This window comes from Allocatenococcus thiocycli, assembly GCF_921292965.1.
GTDB lineage: Bacteria > Pseudomonadota > Gammaproteobacteria > Enterobacterales > Vibrionaceae > Vibrio > Vibrio natriegens.
Genome location: NZ_CAKLCK010000002.1, coordinates 17,478 through 35,636, shown reverse-complemented (window position 1 = coordinate 35,636; position 18,159 = coordinate 17,478). Strand labels below are relative to the sequence as shown.

At 46.2% G+C, this 18,159-nt stretch carries 13 protein-coding genes; 4 read left to right on the top strand and 9 right to left on the bottom strand.

The features are described from left to right. The 4 genes from L9Q40_RS01930 to L9Q40_RS01915 all read left to right on the top strand — a co-directional run bounded on the left by L9Q40_RS01930 (position 1) and on the right by L9Q40_RS01915 (position 5,246). Complete coding sequence (locus L9Q40_RS01930) at positions 1-1,230, top strand: ammonium transporter (RefSeq protein ID WP_014232922.1); 1,230 nt, start codon at positions 1-3, stop codon at positions 1,228-1,230. 154 nt (positions 1,231-1,384) lie between these two features. After that, positions 1,385-2,398, top strand: coding sequence for a Fe(3+) ABC transporter substrate-binding protein (locus L9Q40_RS01925; RefSeq protein WP_014232921.1), 1,014 nt, complete (start codon positions 1,385-1,387; stop codon positions 2,396-2,398). A 191-nt stretch (positions 2,399-2,589) separates the two neighbouring features. Continuing rightward, positions 2,590-4,215 (top strand): ABC transporter permease, encoded by a 1,626-nt coding sequence (locus tag L9Q40_RS01920; protein ID WP_118119327.1) that lies wholly within the window; start codon positions 2,590-2,592, stop codon positions 4,213-4,215. Beyond that, positions 4,215-5,246 carry an ABC transporter ATP-binding protein gene (locus L9Q40_RS01915; RefSeq protein WP_014232919.1) on the top strand — a complete coding sequence of 344 codons (1,032 nt, stop codon included), beginning with the start codon at positions 4,215-4,217 and terminating at the stop codon, positions 5,244-5,246. The genes L9Q40_RS01920 and L9Q40_RS01915 overlap by 1 nt, the downstream gene beginning before the upstream one ends. A gap of 105 nt (positions 5,247-5,351) precedes the next feature. Here the strand turns inward: L9Q40_RS01915 and L9Q40_RS01910 are convergent, their stop codons facing one another. The 9 genes from L9Q40_RS01910 to L9Q40_RS01870 form a co-directional block, all read right to left on the bottom strand. Next, the gene (locus L9Q40_RS01910; RefSeq protein ID WP_498791786.1) at positions 5,352-6,764 is read right to left on the bottom strand and encodes a phosphoglucomutase/phosphomannomutase family protein; all 1,413 of its coding nucleotides are present in this window, start codon (positions 6,762-6,764) and stop codon (positions 5,352-5,354) included. A gap of 122 nt (positions 6,765-6,886) precedes the next feature. Next, positions 6,887-9,295, bottom strand: a complete 2,409-nt coding sequence (locus L9Q40_RS01905) for a glycoside hydrolase family 94 protein (protein WP_498791785.1) — start codon at positions 9,293-9,295, stop codon at positions 6,887-6,889. A gap of 83 nt (positions 9,296-9,378) precedes the next feature. Then, positions 9,379-11,298 carry a beta-N-acetylhexosaminidase gene (locus L9Q40_RS01900; protein WP_498791784.1) on the bottom strand — a complete coding sequence of 640 codons (1,920 nt, stop codon included), beginning with the start codon at positions 11,296-11,298 and terminating at the stop codon, positions 9,379-9,381. 2 nt (positions 11,299-11,300) lie between these two features. Continuing rightward, positions 11,301-12,197 carry a glucosamine kinase nucleotide-binding domain-containing protein gene (locus L9Q40_RS01895; RefSeq protein ID WP_498791783.1) on the bottom strand — a complete coding sequence of 299 codons (897 nt, stop codon included), beginning with the start codon at positions 12,195-12,197 and terminating at the stop codon, positions 11,301-11,303. A gap of 4 nt (positions 12,198-12,201) precedes the next feature. Next, positions 12,202-13,923: a glycoside hydrolase family 9 protein gene (locus L9Q40_RS01890; RefSeq protein WP_498791782.1), complete on the bottom strand. Its 1,722-nt coding sequence runs from the start codon at positions 13,921-13,923 to the stop codon at positions 12,202-12,204. A gap of 62 nt (positions 13,924-13,985) precedes the next feature. Beyond that, complete coding sequence (locus tag L9Q40_RS01885; RefSeq protein ID WP_498791781.1) at positions 13,986-14,981, bottom strand: ABC transporter ATP-binding protein; 996 nt, start codon at positions 14,979-14,981, stop codon at positions 13,986-13,988. A gap of 48 nt (positions 14,982-15,029) precedes the next feature. Continuing rightward, positions 15,030-16,013, bottom strand: coding sequence for an ABC transporter ATP-binding protein (locus L9Q40_RS01880; protein WP_498791780.1), 984 nt, complete (start codon positions 16,011-16,013; stop codon positions 15,030-15,032). A 2-nt stretch (positions 16,014-16,015) separates the two neighbouring features. Next, entirely contained in the window at positions 16,016-17,041 is a 1,026-nt protein-coding gene (locus tag L9Q40_RS01875) for an ABC transporter permease (RefSeq protein ID WP_498791779.1), read from the bottom strand. A gap of 2 nt (positions 17,042-17,043) precedes the next feature. Continuing rightward, positions 17,044-18,030 carry an ABC transporter permease gene (locus tag L9Q40_RS01870; protein WP_498791778.1) on the bottom strand — a complete coding sequence of 329 codons (987 nt, stop codon included), beginning with the start codon at positions 18,028-18,030 and terminating at the stop codon, positions 17,044-17,046. Positions 18,031-18,159 lie beyond the last annotated feature (129 nt).

Genomic DNA, 18,159 nt, shown 5'->3' with positions numbered 1-18,159 from the left:
ATGGAATTAGCAACAACAGTAACAGAGTTACGTTACGCACTAGACACTTTTTTCTTCCTCATTTCCGGTGCATTGGTCATGTGGATGGCAGCGGGCTTTGCCATGCTTGAAGCAGGCCTCGTTCGCTCTAAAAATACAACAGAAATTTTGACTAAAAACTTTTGTCTGTACGCGATTGCTTGTACGACTTACTTAGTCGTTGGTTACAACATCATGTACGTTGATAACGGCGAAGGTGGTTGGTTACCATCACTAGGTGCCCTTATTGGTTCTCAAGGTGAAGGTGCAGACCATTCACTAGAATCAGACTTTTTCTTCCAGGTAGTATTTGTTGCGACAGCGATGTCTGTAGTTTCAGGTGCGGTTGCTGAGCGTATGAAGCTATGGTCATTCCTGATCTTCTCTGCAATCTTGACTGCATTCATCTACCCAATGGAAGGCTACTGGACTTGGGGCGGCGGTTTCCTATCAGAAGCGGGCTTTAGTGACTTTGCTGGCTCAGGTATTGTACACATGGCAGGTGCTTCTGCTGCACTAGCTGGTGTTCTGCTACTGGGCGCTCGTAAAGGTAAATACGGTAAAAATGGTGAAATCCACCCAATCCCAGGTTCAAATATGCCTCTAGCAACGCTAGGTACATTCATCCTATGGTTTGGCTGGTTTGGTTTTAACGGTGGTTCTCAGCTAATGGTCTCTGACTTCGAGAACGCAACAGCGGTTGGTCAAATCTTCCTAAACACGAACGCAGCAGCAGCAGCAGGTTCTATTGCGGCACTGTTTGTATGTAAGACAACTTGGGGCAAAGCTGACCTAACTATGATTCTAAACGGTGCATTGGCTGGTTTGGTTGCAATCACAGCGGATCCACTATCACCATCACCACTTTACGCAGTTGCAATCGGCGCAGTAGCTGGTGCAATCGTAGTATTCAGCATCATTGGTCTTGATAAACTTAAAATCGATGATCCAGTTGGCGCGATTTCAGTACACGGTGTATGTGGTTTCTTCGGCCTAATGGTTGTTCCTCTAAGCAACGGTGACGCGACATTCGGTGCTCAGCTTCTAGGTGCAGCAGTTATCTTTGCTTGGGTATTCGGTGCAAGTCTGGTTGTTTGGGCAATCTTGAAAGCAACAGTAGGCATCCGTGTAAGCGAAGAAGAAGAGATGGAAGGCATGGACATGCACGACTGTGGTGTAGGTGCATATCCAGAGTTCGTCACAGCGAAATAAAATTTACCATGTAGCATATTGTTACACTTCACATAATGAAAAACCTGCCACTATTGGCAGGTTTTTTTGTATCGATCATTGTTTTACTATTGAAGATAAATATAATAACGCAACTGATAAACGTTATCATTACGAATACTTAAAGGATTGATCCATGAAAAAAGTGCTAACTCTTTCTGCTTTAGCTTGTGCAACACTAGCTCCAACAGCCATGGCTGCTGAAGAAGTAAACGTATACTCATACCGTCAGCCGTTCTTGGTTGAGCCTATGTTTAATGAGTTCACAAAAGAGACAGGCATCAAAGTAAACGTTAAGTTTGCTAAGACAGGTATCGCAGAAAAGCTGGTTCAAGAAGGTGAATACAGCCCAGCTGACGTGCTTCTAACTGTTGATATCGCACGTCTAGCAGAGCTAACCCAGAAAGGTGTAGTTCAGCCGGTGGATAGTCCTGTTCTAGAGAAGAACATCCCAGCTCAATACCAAGATTCAGCAAACGAGTGGTTTGCTCTGACGACTCGTACTCGTAGCGTATACTCTTCTCGTGACCGTGTAGGTAAACTAGGTAAAGATTTCACTTACGCTGACCTGGCTAAGCCAGAATTTAAAGGCAAGATCTGTACTCGTAGTGGTAAGCACCCATACAACGTATCTCTCGTTTCTTCTATGATCGCTCACCAGGGTGAAGCGGCTACAAAAGAATGGCTAGAAGGCGTGAAAGCTAACCTTGCTCGTAAACCTCAAGGTAATGACCGTGGCCAAGTTAAAGCGATCAAAGAAGGTCTATGTGACGTTTCTCTGGGTAACAGCTACTACTTAGGCAAGATGGTTAACGACAAAGAGCAGAAAGCTTGGGCTGATTCTGTATACATCAACTTCCCGAACCAAGAAACTACTGGTACTCACGTAAATATCTCTGGTATGGCGATGGCGAAGTACGCGCCAAACAAAGAAAACGCACTTAAGCTTATGGAGTTCCTAGCGGGCGACAAAGCGCAAAGCATGTACGCAGAAGTGAACTTTGAATACCCAGTGAAAGCTGACGTTAAGCCTTCTGAGCTAGTTGCATCTTGGGGTGAATTTAAAGCAGATACGCTTTCTCTAGATGAGATTGCTGATCACCACGAAGCTGCGATCAAGCTACTAGACGAAGTTAAGTTCGATCTTTAATCGTTCGCTTGATATCAGTCGGTGAGAAGTTGAACCACCGATGATAAATTTACAGCCTCAAGTCGCTCTTTTATCAGGGCTACTTGAGGTTGTTTGTTTATAAGGGTATAACTAGCCCTAATTAATTAAAAGGATATGAGATGTATTTGCAGGTGCATTTATCTCTCACTCAGCCTGGCTGTAATTAGGCAATGAAAGAAAAGAATTATATATGGAAAACCAGTAGCGGAGCGTTGGCTTTGCTACTGGTTTTACCGATCTTAGCGATCTTCTACACCGCCGTTGGTGATACGGATGAGCTGTTTGCGCACCTTATGGCGACAGTCATGCCTACCTATATCTATAACACTATTACGCTAACTATAGGTGTGATGGTGTTGTCTCTCGTTTTTGGTATTCCGTGTGCCTGGTTTATGGCGATGTGTAAGCTGCCTACCGAAAAATGGCTGCAGTGGGCACTGGTTTTACCGTTAGCGATGCCGGGATACATCATCGGGTATATTTTTACCGATTGGTTCGATTTTGCCGGTCCGATACAAATCTTTTTACGCGATTTAACCGGATGGGGCCCCAAAGAGTACTGGTTCCCGGATATTCGTACTTTGTCCGGAGCAACGTTTGTGCTGGCCCTGGTTTTGTATCCATACATTTATCTGCTCTGTCGAGCTGCATTCATGGAACAAAACGTGTCACTGTTGCAAAGTGCGCGTCTTCTTAAATGTTCACCATGGGAAAGCTTCAGGCGTATTTCTCTTCCTTTGGCTCGTCCTTCAATGGCTGTCGGCTTATCACTGGTTGCAATGGAGACCATCGGCGACTTTGGCACCGTCAGCTACTTTGCCGTTAATACGTTAACAACCGCGGTATACGATACTTGGCTTGGATACTCTAACCTTAATGCTGCGGCCAAAATTTCCGCCATCATGTTGGTGATCGTCGTGCTGCTATTAAGCACAGAGCGTTACAGCCGAAGAAAGCAGAAACTATTTCAAAGCCAGTTCAACAGCCACGAAGATTTCCGTTATGAATTGAAGGGCTGGAAAAAATGGGCAGCACTGATTTGGTGTTGGGGACTGGTTTTAATCGCATTTATCCTGCCGCTAATGCAGTTGGTTGATTACTCAATTACTTACTTTGCGCAAAGTTGGACGCCACAATTCCGTGAGTATGCCTGGAATAGTCTGGTCGTGTCGGTTATCGCGGCAATCATTGGTGTTGTTGTTGCTCTGGTGGTGAATTTTACTTACCGAGTCAATGGCAAGAGGACAACGCTTACCTTTATACGTTTATCTTCAATGGGTTATGCGGTGCCCGGTACGGTACTCGCGATTGGTGTGATGGTGGCCGTTTTATTTATGGATCACCGCATCAATGATGTTGCCAAAGCAATGGAGTGGGGCAGACCTGGGCTAATATTTTCAGGTTCAATGTTTGCCATTATTTTTGCCATGGTTGTACGTTTCTCCGCTGTTGCCATTGGTAGTATCGAAAGTAACTTAAACAAAATCTCCCCGTCCTTGGACATGGCATCACGCACCATGGGTTGCACACCGAATTCCATGTTATGGCGAGTTCACTTTCCGCTGGTTAAGCGTGGCGCACTTATCGCTGCTCTGTTAGTTTTTATCGAGTCGATGAAAGAGCTCAATGCGGCTCTTCTTTTGCGCCCGTTCAACTTTGAAACACTGGCAACCTACGTTTATAACTTTGCTTCGGACGAGCACTTAGAGTTGGCAGCTTTACCGGCTGTGTTGTTGGTTTTTGTTGGGTTGATCCCACTTGTTGTCGTTAACCGTTCACTGGAGCAAAATCACTAATGAGCTGCGCATTATCAATTAAAAACCTGACCTGCCACTACGATGACCAAACGGTTTTAGAGTCATTATCTCTTGAGGTTGAGCAAGGCCAGATAGTGTGTCTGTTGGGTGCTAGTGGCTGTGGTAAAACGACATTACTAAAAGCGGTAGCGGGATTGCTGCCTTTGTCTTCTGGGCAAATGAGTCTCAACAGCTTGATTATTGATGATGGTGAGAATTGGCTACCGCCAGAACAGCGTAATATTGGTATGATCTTTCAAGACTACGCGTTATTTCCGCACCTTACTGTGGCTGAGAATATCGCTTTTGGTCTGAAGAATGAAACGGCCCAACAGAAGCTTTTGAAAGTGGAAGAGATGTTGGGGTTGGTTCACTTAAAAGGCTATGGAGATCGCTATCCTCATCAGCTGTCAGGTGGTCAGCAGCAACGTGTGGCTATTGCCCGTTCTTTAGCTTACAAACCTGATTTGCTGTTATTGGATGAGCCGTTTTCCAACATTGATACTCAAGTGCGTCACGAGTTGATTCGCGAGATCCGTAAAATTTTTAAGCAGCAAGGTGTAACTGCGATTTTCGTGACTCACAGTCGAGAGGAGGCTTTTGCCTTTTCTGACAAGATGGCCGTGATGAACAATGGCATTATTGAGCAGTATGGAACAGCTTCAGAGTTGTACTACCAGCCTTCGAGCAAATTTGTCGCTGATTTCCTGGGCGGTGGTAGCTATTTGGCTGCAACCAGAGTGTCACATGGCGAGTTTGAGACGCATCTAGGTGTGATAGAAGCAAGTGCTCAACAGGACATTCAATTGCAGGAAGAATGTGCGCTACTACTTCGTCCCCAACATGTGCAGGTTCAGGCCGATGAAGAAAGCGCAGTGAAAGTGCTGGAGCAACACTTTATGGGTGATCACTGCCGCTATGTGATAGATGTGAACGGAGACAGATTGCTGGCTACTTCCGTGCAGGCTTTAAATGTGGGTGACAGCGTTGCAGTAAAAATCGATACTCAGGGTGTATTGGCGTTCGCTTAACGTTTTTATTCCAGAAATAAAAAGGCCCGGCGGTGATGCCGGGCAAGTGTTCCTCTACTTGCGACTTAAGTGACTGCCAGCAACTTTAAGCCAGACAAGTTCAGCTTAAAGAGACAAGAAGTCTTTAAACTGTTGAAGAACACGTTCCGCAGTATCTTTATCTTCCATCTCGGCAAATATACGCAATAGCGGCTCAGTACCAGAGAAGCGAGCAATAATCCATCCACCGTTCTTAAAGTAGACTTTTGCGCCATCTTCGTAGCTGACTTTTTCGATTTCAAATTCAAACTCAGGTAACTGTTTATCAACATAAATCTTGTTGAATAACGCTTCTTTTTGCCCAGGTTTGAACTTGCAATCACCTTCAGCCATATAGGCATAGCCATACTTACTGTAGATTTCATCTAATAGCTCGGATAGCTTCTTACCAGTAACGGAAATCATTTCTACTAACAAGCTGGAAGCAAACACCCCATCTTTGCCTTTTATATGGCCACGAATGGTTAAACCACCTGAACTTTCCCCGCCGATCAACGAGTCATCCGCTTCCATTTGAGAACTGATGTGCTTGAAGCCTACTGGTACCTCAAAGCACTTTTCACCGTGATCTTGTGCGATTTTATCGAGCAGGTGAGTGGTTGCGATGTTACGTACTACTGAGCCTTTCCAGCCTTTGTATTCCAGTAAGTAGTAATACAATAAGAGAAGCACTTCGTTGGGATGAATGAAATTCCCTTTTTCATCGATAATGCCCAAACGGTCAGCATCACCATCAGTGCCGATACCAATGTCGTAACCTTGTTCCTCGACTAAGTGCATCAAACGGTAAAGCGTAGCTGCACTTGGTGATGGCATTAAGCCACCAAAATCTGGGTTTTTACCATCGTTGATGACATCCACGTCACAACGACCATTGATCAACACGGTCTGCAGCGCATTCTTCGCCACACCAAACATTGGGTCGACAAGCACACGGAGATTGGCTTTTTTGATCGCTTCTATGTCGATAAAGTTGATGATTGAATCCACGAATTCGTTCATCGGGTTAATGATTTCAATTAAGTGATCATCGATAGCCTGTTCAAAGTCGACGCTTTTCACATCGTTTGCTGTGAGCGTGGCGATTTGATCTTCAATCTTCTGGGTGATGATTTCATCCGCGTCGCGACCGCCTTCGATAAAGACTTTAATCCCGTTGTAGTCGGCAGGGTTATGCGAAGCCGTGATACATGCTGAGTAAGCGCAGTTCATTTCCTTCGCTTTAAACATAACGATCGGCGTTGGGACAAACTTATCGATGAAGCTGACGACAATGCCATTTGCTGCCAGTACCTCTGCAAACCAGCGGCCTGCTTTGTCAGAAAGAAAGCGGCGATCATAGCCAATCACAAAGCCGCGTTCCGCGACAGATTCTGCATTGGTGATGTTTGCGACTGCTTGAGCAACCAAGCGTACATTCTCTTTAGTGAATTCTTCACCAATGAATGCGCGCCAGCCACCTGTACCAAATTTGATCATGATTCGATCCTCAATAAGAACGGTAACGTGCCGTACCTTATTTATTTGCTAGCGAACCGGTGTACCCAGTAAGAGCCAAGTACACCGGAAAAATTAAAAGGGGAACGTTTCCCCAAAGCGAATTAACCTAAGGTAACGATCACTTCGTTTACTGAGCCTTCAGGTTGCACTGGTACTGATGTTCCATTCACAGCTTCACCGTTCAGAGTGATCGACTTCACGCCTTTGCTTACCGTGTCAGGGTTTACCACTTTGATGTTGTACGTCGCTCCCAGCCATTGGCGCGTCACTTCAAAACCTGGCCAGTTGGTTGGAATACATGGGTCGATAGTTAATCCATCAAAACCAGTACGAACACCGAGAATGAAGTTAGTGACCGCAAAATAAGCCCAGCCAGAGGTACCCGTTAGCCAAGGGTGGTTAGCACGACCGTGATCCTGATGATCGCGTCCCATGATGAACTGAACGTATGAGTAAGGTTCTGCAACACGTTTTTCGATGATGTCGTTTTGGTTGTATGGGTTGAGTGCATCGTAGAACTTCATTGCACGGTCACCGCGACCGAGTTTCGCTTCTGCTACCCACGCCCAAGGGTTTGGATGTGAGAAAATAGCGCCGTTTTCTTTCACGCCTTGGTATACGCGTGTAACGAATCCGATATCGTCGTTTGGTGTTGCGAATGATGGCGAGTTCAGGTGCAAGCCGTATTCAGAGAACAGGTTCTCGTCTACCGCGTCCATTGCCTTTTCGCCACGTTCTTGAGATACCGCACCAGACAGAACTGCTAGTGTGTTTGACTCAAGGTGTACGCGGCCTTCTTTTTGCTGCGCAGTACCGATCTTGTCACCGTTTTTCGTTAGGCCACGGATGTACCAACCGCCTTCTTCGTCCCAAAGGTGGGTTTCACATGCTTCGCGAACGTTGGCCGCCATCTCTGTATATTTCTCAACGTCGGCGTCTTTGCCTAGGAATTTTGCCAGATCGATGAATTCCTGTAGTGCCCAGAAATGCAGGAAAGACACCATTGATGATTCGCCACCACCTAGGTTGAGACAGTCGTTCCAGTCTGCGCGCAGACCTTTACAGATACCTGTCTGGCCAACGTATTCAGCAGAGAAGTCTAACGCTGCTTTCATGTGCTCATAAACGGTTGCATCGCCGCCATCTGCGTAAGGGATCACTTCATCAAAGAAGCTGTGCTCGCCTGTTTCCATCACATATTTACAGATGGTTGGCACTAACCATAGATGGTCATCAGAACAGGTGTCCTCAATGCCGTGAATCTTGTCTTCGTCAGACGGAGTCGGAACCACTGTTGGTGACTTAGATGGTTTCACATCCGCTTTCTCTGGATCGAACCAATCAGGATCAAACAGGTGTAGACCGTAACCTGCTTTAACTTGGCCTCGCAGAAGATCAACAATGCGTTTGCGTGTCATTTGTGGGTTAGCATGAGGCACCGAAATCGCATCTTGTGCCGTATCACGGTAGCCAAGGCCCGTACGACCGCCAACTTCGATGAAAGAAGCAAAACGAGACCAAACCACACACGTCTCTGCTTGGTATAGCGTCCAAGCGTTGATCATGGTGTCCAGACCTTCGTTTGGTGATTTTACTTGGAATTTGCCACAACGCTCATCCCAGTGTGCTTTGATGCCAGCAAACGCGTTATCTACTTCTGCTAGGTCTTGGTATTTAGTGCGCAGACGCTCACCATTGCCTTTACCGATACCTAGGATGTAAGCGAAGCGAACTTCTTCACCTGGTTGGATAGTAAATTGCTTATGCAGGGAACCACAGTGGTTGTAACAGGTTTGTGCGGTGTTAAAGCACTTGCCTTGTTCTACCGCAAGTGGGTTTGCTTCGTCACGGTATAGCCCCAGGAAGCTGTCACGCTGGCCATCGTAAGAGTCAGGATCAAACGTAGAAGCTAAGTAGTAGAAGCCTTCAAAATCGTTCGTGTTGTAGTACAGGTCGTATTCGATAACGCCTTGTTTGTATTCCGTTCCTGCAGAATACAGAGACATTTGATGGTTTTGGTTGTCTGACTGAATGTGACTGAAAGAGAACTCAACAAATGAGAAAGCACTGATGGTGCGTGGTTTGCCAGAGGTGTTCTTGATGACCACGTCCCAAATTTCGGCATCTTCACCTTTTGGTACGAATAGCGTTTTCGTTGCAGTAATGCCGCTGTATTCACACTTAAATTTAGAGTATGACAACCCGTGGCGAACTTCGTAGCTCGCTTCATCAAGGCTTTTTGCTACAGGTTGCCAAGAAATAGACCAGTAATCACCCGTTTCGTCATCTCTCAGGTAAACATAGTGTCCCGGGCGATCAAAGGTCGCATTGGGACGGAATTTGGTTACACGGTTGTATTCTGGTGAGTTGTAGAATGAGTAGCCACCTGCATTGTGTGAAATAACCGTACAGAACTTTTCAGTACCCAGATAGTTAGTCCAAGGAGCAGGTACATCTGGACGGGTAATGACATATTCACGATTTTCGTTATCGAAATAGCCGTATTTCATTTGTGTCGTTCCTTTTTACAAAGCTGCTTGAGCAGCCAAAAATTAAAATTCTTTAAAGCGCGCTGTCGTCGCGTATGTTTTCGTTACTTCCACGGTTGGCGGTAATTCACTCCCTGCAGATCGAGCAGTGGAAGGTGCCCCTTCAAACGTGATAGGTAATCAGTCCAGTTGCGGTGCTGCTTATCGGTCCAGCATGCTTCTGCTAATGCCGTCAGACGGGGAAATATCATGTAGTCCATACGTGGTTGGTTATTGATGATTTCGCACCAAAGTGCAGCCTGAATGCCCCGAATACGTTTTCTAACCGGATCGTCGTCTGCCACTTGTGCTAACGGCTCGTAGCTATACGCTGTCTCTAGTGGAATCGGGTTTGCCCAATCCACTCCAGGTTCTTCTGGCGCGTAGTCTTGAGTCATATCCAAGTAGGTGGTTTGGGCGGGTTGCAGCACCACATCGAATCCTTGGCGAGCACAATTGAGAGCCGCTTCTTCACTTAGCCATGAGTAGATAACGGTATCTTTACTGACCTTGTTGCCATGCTGAGCTTCTTCCCATCCCAGCATTCGTTTACCAAGCCCGCGAAGTTTGTCTTCCGCATGACGCAAGAAGTGACCTTGCAGTTCTTTGTAGTCGCTATAGCCTTGTTGCTCCATCAACGCCTGACAGGCTGGGCTTTGCGACCAGACACCATGTGGTACTTCATCGGCCCCAATGTGGATATACGGTGCAGGAAATAAAGCGGCAACTTCTTCCAGCACTTTGTCGATAAATTCGTAACTGCCCGGTAGTGCTGGGTTAATCACGTTATCGTTGTAGTGCTGAATACTGCGATACTCGGTGGTGTCCTCTGCCTCTACAAGCATGTGAGGTAGTGACTTAATGGCGGCGCGGCAGTGGCCTGGTACGTCAATTTCAGGGATGACGGTAATACTGCGCTGCGCCGCATAGGCAACCACTTCTTTTATTTCTTCTTGGGTATAAAACCCGCCATAACGCTGAGACAAATGCGTATATTGCGGTTCAATGGCCTCATCTAACCCGCGCCATGCACCAATATTTGTCAGCTCTGGCAGGGATTTAATCTCGATTCGCCAGCCTTCATCGTCAGTAAGGTGCCAGTGGAAGGTATTAAACTTGTAGTGTGCCAGTTGGTTGATAAGACGTTTCACTTGCTCTACGGAATGGAAGTGTCGTGCACAATCGAGCATCATTCCGCGATATTTGAAACGAGGTCTGTCTTTAATTGAGCAACAGACCACTTCCATAGAGTTATTTTCCCCATTGCTTCTGATAAGTTGTAGCAGGGTCGCACTAGCATGGGTGAATCCAGACTTTGAACCCGCCTCGATTTTTATCGATTCTTCGGTCACTTTGAGCCTATACGCACCTTTATCTAAGGTTGGATTACTTTTAAAGATAATCTGACTGTTATTAGACGCGGTAAGCTCAAACTGGTGAATACGTTTTAGTTCATCGAGCAACCAATCTTTTGCTGAATTGGCTAAATCGGAATAAGTACTGATTCCAACACGGTTGTGAAGAGAAAAATAACTCTCGTGAACTTCAATATGGTTTGGCTTAGGTAATAAAGGCTGAGCGTGAATCAAACTCGCTGGAATGTCACTACGCTCGCGGTATGGCGAAGCCAGCACGATAGGTGTTACGTCAACCTCGGCTCGCTGAGTATTACCATTGACGACAAAATTAACCAGAGCTTCATTCAATCCGTCTGAATAATAGCGAAATGGATTTGAACCAATACTGAACTCACAATAGAAATTGTGATTAGCCGCCAGTACCATACTTTCTGGTTTGAGAGTACAGAAGCTCCCAATTTGGTTAAGTACACCGTTAGATACGCTGTCAGGTAAAATGAAGCGATCAAAAGCAAACGTCAGGTGCCAATCATGAAGATCTTGGTCACTTAAGTTATGAAAAGTCAGTCCAAAGCGACAATTTTGCTTTAGCTCAGATAGGACGACGAGGTCAACGCGATATTCCATATCTACTCCTGTTCTACCGATAGCGAGTAAAGGTTATGTTCAGGCTTGCCAGCAAACATAAGGGCTCCTTCAATCGCATCAAATTGAGGTTCTACAATCCACTTTTGAACGGGCGGAGATAGCCAGTGGAGAATGCGTTCAGCAATGCTTCCCATTAAACAAATACGGGTCGCTCCACGCTTGTTAAGTGCCATGAGAAACGTTTCTATATCAGCAGCGGTTTGTTTTAACATTTCAATGGCGAGCGTATCGCCTTGTTGTGCATGCTGGAAAATAGCTGGAGAAAACTGCCCGTAATCACGAGGTAATGCTTGTTTTGACCAAGCAACCACGTTGTCTACGTCATTTTTGAAGTGTGCCATGACGTGCTGGGAGAGCGGGGTTTTCTCTCGGATACCATCTTCTGCCAATAAAACCTGCTGAATTAGGCGCAGCCCCATGACAGCACCACTACCTTGGTCTGAAATCGGAAACTCTCGGCCTCCGACAACATGTTGTTGCAATCCTTTGAGGTAGATGCCGCAAGATCCCGTTCCTGCAATCATGATCGCGCCGTCTTGGCCGTTATGTGCACCGATACAGGCACCGTAGGCATCTGTGTTTAATGTCATGCTGGCGAAAGGATGAGCGAGAGTCATAAAAGTATTCCAAGAAGCTTTGTGTTCAGCCCCTGCGAGTGCTAACCCAACATGCATAGACGAAAAGTCTTGCTCAGATAACCCGCCTTGCTTAGCTGCCAACGAAATTGCCTCAATGATAGAAGTCATCGCTACTTCAGCACCAAGCATGATGTTGGCGCTGCCAGTTTTCGCCTCACCAAGAAAATTACCCTGGGCATCTTTAATGCGAGCGCGGCAAGAAGTACCGCCACCATCAATACCGACAAAATAGAACGCCATGGTATTACTCCTTAACGTCTACTGATAGGTGGTGAGCTTGGCTCATGATCGCGAGTAAGTACCACGCACCATGTGGGATCCATTGCTCTCCCCAACGCCAGTTTTGTAGGATGTCATCCTTTTGTGCTGGTGGGTTAAAGGCGATGTCATTCTCGTCTTCAAAGCCACCAGTGATGCCATTACAGACGCCGCCTTTAGCGTTAAAGAACCCATATTGTGGAAGGTAGTCTGGGTTATTTCGGCCATGGCCATCGAGCATGCACATGTCGTATGGATTTAAGCCAACGATCCAGTTAAGCGCATCTTGCCCAAGGCGTATCAGCTGTTGTTGTGTCTCATGTGATTCGATATAAGGCAGAGCGAGGTAAGACATTGATGCTAGTGAACCCAAGCGAGCATTCTCACCTTGCCACCAATAACCAGATTCATTGTTGTGGGCAACAAAGAAGGCATCACGTTTCGATTCTTCAACGCCTTTGACATATTGACGAGGGTAACCAAATGGATTGGTGACACGACTGGTGAGCTCCAATTCAAATTCGCATGCCTGGTTGACCGTCTGTTTTATGGACGCTGCCAACTCGGAGTCGTCTTCGATAGATAGGTATTCACAAAGAGCAATCACTGGTAATCCAGCTTCCGCTGCATGGAAGTAAGGGCGGCTACCATCTTGATTGGCTGACCAAAAATGCTTGAATTTATCATCACTCATTTGGCGGTCTGCCAGGCGTGAAGCCCACAGACGGCTTTCGTCCAAGTAACGGCTTTCTTTGGTTGTTTTAAACAGTTCAACACTGGCAAGCAGGGCACAGTACTCGTCTATGATGTTCTCTTCGCCATCATTGAGATATTGCTTGTTATGCTCTTTTAGGTGCCAGTAGCCATTCTCTGCGGTATTTAAATATTGCTGTTGATTGAACTCACCATGAACGGCTAAACGCGATGCAGCAGCAAGCGCCGCTATCGCGACTCCGCCACCTTGTCGGAAGCCTGCTTGATAATCATCGAACTTGTGACCAAGTTGCGTTTCGAAAGCACAGATTTCACGTTGGGCGGTATCTTTGCTCCATTTATCAAATACCGTCATATAAAAGAAACCTTTCTCGTTTTGCATGCGAACAAGGAAGTCTGCACCATACAGCGCTTCTTCAATGAGGCGTGTGCGGGTGAAAGCAGCGATACTGTCGCTAGATTGGTGCAGAGAAAGTCCTTTTAGCATGTTCCAAACCACCATAGGGGTTTGTTGAGGATTAAGGTAGTTTGCGTACGAAAGGTGACTTAGATATTTACTTACATCACCAGACGCATCGTACCAACCGCCATGAACATCGGCTGTCTGTTCGGAATTTAATAGCACAGCCTGACGATCGGCATGATCGAAAATTCCGCCGCAACGCTGAGATTTAAAGTAGTGGATCACATCGGACAGAGTGCGATCCAGAAGAAGTTGTTCAGCAATTTCTAGCTGAGAAGAACAGTCGTTATCAAAGCGAAGATAATAGTGGCCTGGGATCTCAAATGACGAAAAATCGATAAGATAAAAATACCCCTGATGCCAATTCGCTACTTTCCCTTGCTCTTGTACCGAAAAGGTAGCAACGATTTGCTCGCTTTTGGCACAGACCAGTGTGGCAGTATCAGAAGACAAGTGTGATTGTTCTGTCTGTATTACCGCTTTTTTCGGCCCCAGACGCTCATAACCAATGTGGTTAGTCAGTAGCAGCATTTAATGTCTCCGCGAAACAAAACAATTGGAAATGGGCCAGTGTTCTCTGGCCCTAGTTATGCTTAGTTCTCAAATAGGTAACAACGGACAAAGTGGTTTTCAGATAGTTGGGTAACGCCTGGTAGTTGTTGGCGACACTTATCTGTTGCGTGTACACAGCGCCCCGCAAATGGGCAACCGACAGACTCCGGAGTCCAGAGAGGGATCTCTCCTTTGTTTCCTTTCAGTTTCTCGTGAATGGATTTAGATGGATCGGGTACTGCAGAAACCAACAATTGAGTGTATGGGTGTTGAGGATCATGAATGATTTCCTCTGTGTCTCCCCATTCCACCATGTGTCCGACGTACATTACTGCCAAATCTTCCGCGATGTAGCGCGCCGTTGCGATATCGTGAGTGATGTAAAGCAGAGACATTTGTTTCTCGAACTTCATCTCTTCCATCAGGTTTAGAACACCTGCTCGAATCGAGACGTCCAGCATTGACGTAGGTTCGTCTGCTAATACGACTTCTGCACCAACTGCAATGTTACGCGCTAGGTTTACACGCTGACGCTGACCACCAGAAAGCTGGTGAGGGAACTTTTGCGCGGTCTCTTTAGGCGGAATAAGGCCTACTTGTTCCAGTAAGTCATACACGCGTTCTTCCAGCTCTTTCTTGTTGCCCGGTGACACTTTTTTATGGATAAGCAGTGGTCGTGCAATATGGTGGAAAATGTTGTGCGTCGGGTTTAGTGAGCCAAATGGGTCTTGCCAGACCATTTGTACTCCTTCTCGGTAAGACATTAGATCTTGTCTTGATTGAATATCTTGAATATCACGTCCTTTGTATTCAATGATGCCTTCCGAAGGGGCGTACATTTTCGCAATCATTTTTGCGGTTGTAGATTTACCTGAGCCAGATTCACCTACAACAGACAAGCCGCGACTTTTATACATTTTGAATGATACGTCGTTGATCGCACGCATCTTGGACTGCTTGATAGAATTGCTATTTAGCGGGAAGTCTTTAACGACATTTTTACCCTCAATCAGCAACTTGCCGAGTTGTTTGCTCATAATTCTCTCCAGTGTAATTTTGTTCGTAGCTAACGTGATTTCGGGACGTTAAACCTTAGCCTGAGCAATGGTTTCGCCATACAAATGGCAGTTTGAGAAACGACTTGGCTCTATCTGACGCAATTGAGTCGGTATTTTCGTGCATGCTTCGTGAACACGGTCACAGCGAGCCTGAAAACGACAGCCTTGCGGAATTTCAAGCAAGTTCAAAGGGTTTCCCGGGATACCCGTTAGTTTGGTCTTTGGACCTGTTAGTGGAGGGAAAGAGCTACCCAAACCTTTTGTGTATGGGTGGTAAGGACTTTCCAAAATTTGCTTTGAAGGTGCGACTTCAATCAGTTCACCTGAATACATAATTCCGATGCGATCGGAAAACTCAACCATCAACGATAAGTCGTGAGTGATAAACAGAATTGAGAATCCAAACTCTTCTTTAAGCGCATAAATTTTTTGCAATATTTCACGCTGAACCACAACATCGAGAGCGGTTGTCGGTTCATCCATGATGATCATTTTTGGGTTTAGAGCCAAAGCGATGGCAATCACCAAGCGCTGACGCATGCCACCAGAAAACTGGTGAGGGTAGTCACTAAGTCGGCTCGGGTGAATATCGACGATTTCCAGTAAACCTTCTGCGCGTTTCTTAGCCTGCTCACGACTCATATTGGTATGACGCATGATGACATCGCAGAACTGCTCTTCCATTGTCAGAACCGGGTTCAAGGCGTTCATCGCGCTTTGGAACACCATTGACATCTCACTCCAGCGGAATGATTGCATGCGGCTATCACTGTATTGAAGGATGTCTTCACCATTGAAGATAACTTCCCCTCCAGTGATGAACGCTGGCGGCTTATGGAGACGCATTAGCGAGAAAGCAACGGTTGATTTACCACAGCCAGACTCTCCAGCCAGACCAAAAACTTCGCCTGGTGCAATGTCAAAGCTGACGTTATTACAGGCGCGGACATCGCCCGCATCTGTAATGTAATCTACGCATAGGTTACGGATAGAAATTAGTGGTGCAGTCATGATTATTTATCTCCGCTCCATAGTGCATTTTGTGGTGCCAATTCAGGCTCACGTTCTTTCTTGTCTTTTGCTGCTAGCTTCTTCCAGCGTTTCATACCTTTGTGAGACCGAAGCTGAGGGTTAGCGATTTCGTCAACGGCAAAGTTAAGCAGAGCCAGACCAGTCACTAGTACTGTCAGTGCAATACAAGGTGCTAATACTTCCCACCATGCACCAATCAGCATTGCCGAAGAGGTTTGAACGTTGTAAAGCATGGTGCCCCAGCTCACCGTATTCGAGTCGCCTAGACCTAGGAATGAAATAACCGCTTCTGTGTTAATGGCCAGCATGACGGAACCGATAAAGCTTGCGCCTACGATCGGGATTAGGTTTGGTAAAATCTCCACAAAGATGATTCGGAATGAAGACTCGCCCAGTACTTCTGCAGCTTTGACAAATTCTTTTTCACGCAGTGCCATGGTTTGTGAGCGGACAACACGAGCGCCCCACGCCCAAGACGTACCAGCAATGATTAGCGCGATAGTGAATGGGCCTGCTTCGCCAATAAATGCAGCGAGAACGAACAGCAAAGGTAACTGGGGAAGAACCAGCATGATGTTCATTGCGGCACTTAAAATGTCATCCACTTTACCGCCGAAGTAACCTGCTGAGATACCAATGACCGTCGCTAGGAAACACACAATGATACCGGCACCGAATCCCACACCTAGCGATACGCGAGCACCGTAAGCAACTTGAGACCAGATATCGCGACCCATACGGCTGGTGCCTAATACATGGTCAGCTTTTTTCGACATATGCAGTGTTCGACGGTCATCTGCCAGATTTTTTGCAACCCAGCCATCAGGATTGCTTTGTGCCTGCTTCACAACGAAACCAGGGTATTCATGTGGATTACCAGTACGCTTGTCTGGCGCATGCTTAGTAATTAGAGGCGCAGAAACAGCGATAAAAACGAAGATGGTAACGATGGCAAGGCCAACACGAGCGAATGAGTTACCTAAAATAAGTTTAAAGAGTTCTTTCATGATTATTTGCCTCCGGTACGTAAGCGAGGATCTAGAATCATGTACAGCATGTCAGCCATCAGGTTGAAGCAAAGCATGAACATCGTCATGATAATTAACTGACCTTGAAGTACTTGGTAGTCACGTGCGTGGATCGCATTTAATAGGACGGTGCCTAAGCCTGGATAGTTGAAGATCATTTCGATGATTAGCTGACCACCGATAGCCATACCCAAAGACATTGAAAGTGCCGTGACACTTGGAAGTAACGCGTTACGCGCTGCGTAATTGAATACCACACGGTTTTCACTCAGACCCTTACCTTTAGCCATTGTGATGTAGTCTTCAGCTAACAGGTTAATCATGTTATTACGCATGTTGACGAGGAAGCCGCCAATTTGAACGATGGTCGCACAGAACAGAGGGAGTATTGCGTGGTAACCGACGTTCTTGATGAAATCCCAGCTTGTCCAATCTGGAATGGTACCTGGAGTGTACGCGTAACCAGATGGGAACCACTTCAAACCAATTGCAAAGGTAAATAGGGCTAGCATTGCGATAACCATTTGCGGAATAGCTTGAATAATAAGGGTTCCTGGCGTAACGAACGCATCGTATTTGCTACCACGTTTCCATGCTGCAAAAATACCTAGCACTGATGCGATAGAAAACGAAAGTACCACTGCAGTACCTGCTAGAAATAGCGACCAACCAAAGGCACTACCAAGCAAAGAGTTGACTGAAAGTGGGTAGAACTGAATTGAAGTACCTAGCTCCCAGCTCAGAACGTTTTTGATGTATGACAGGTACTGGATGTAAATAGGACCATCCACAAAACCTAGCAGCTCTTTCATTGCTGCGATTCGTTCTGGCGTAACCTGTACTGAAGCATTTGCAAACATCATGGTAACTGGGTCACCAGGCATTGCTCTTGGAATAATAAAGTTTAACGTCGCTGCAACTAAGAGCGCGACAAGATAGAATGACAAACGTCTTAAAAAATAACCCATAACTTACACCTTACTCACCCAGATATTTTTTTCTGTTTCTGGTTACAGGTCGCTCCTAGCGAAATTTAGAGCGAGAAATCCCCTGACGACGAGCGCCATAAATTGGTTCCGTGATGAGGGGATTTTTTA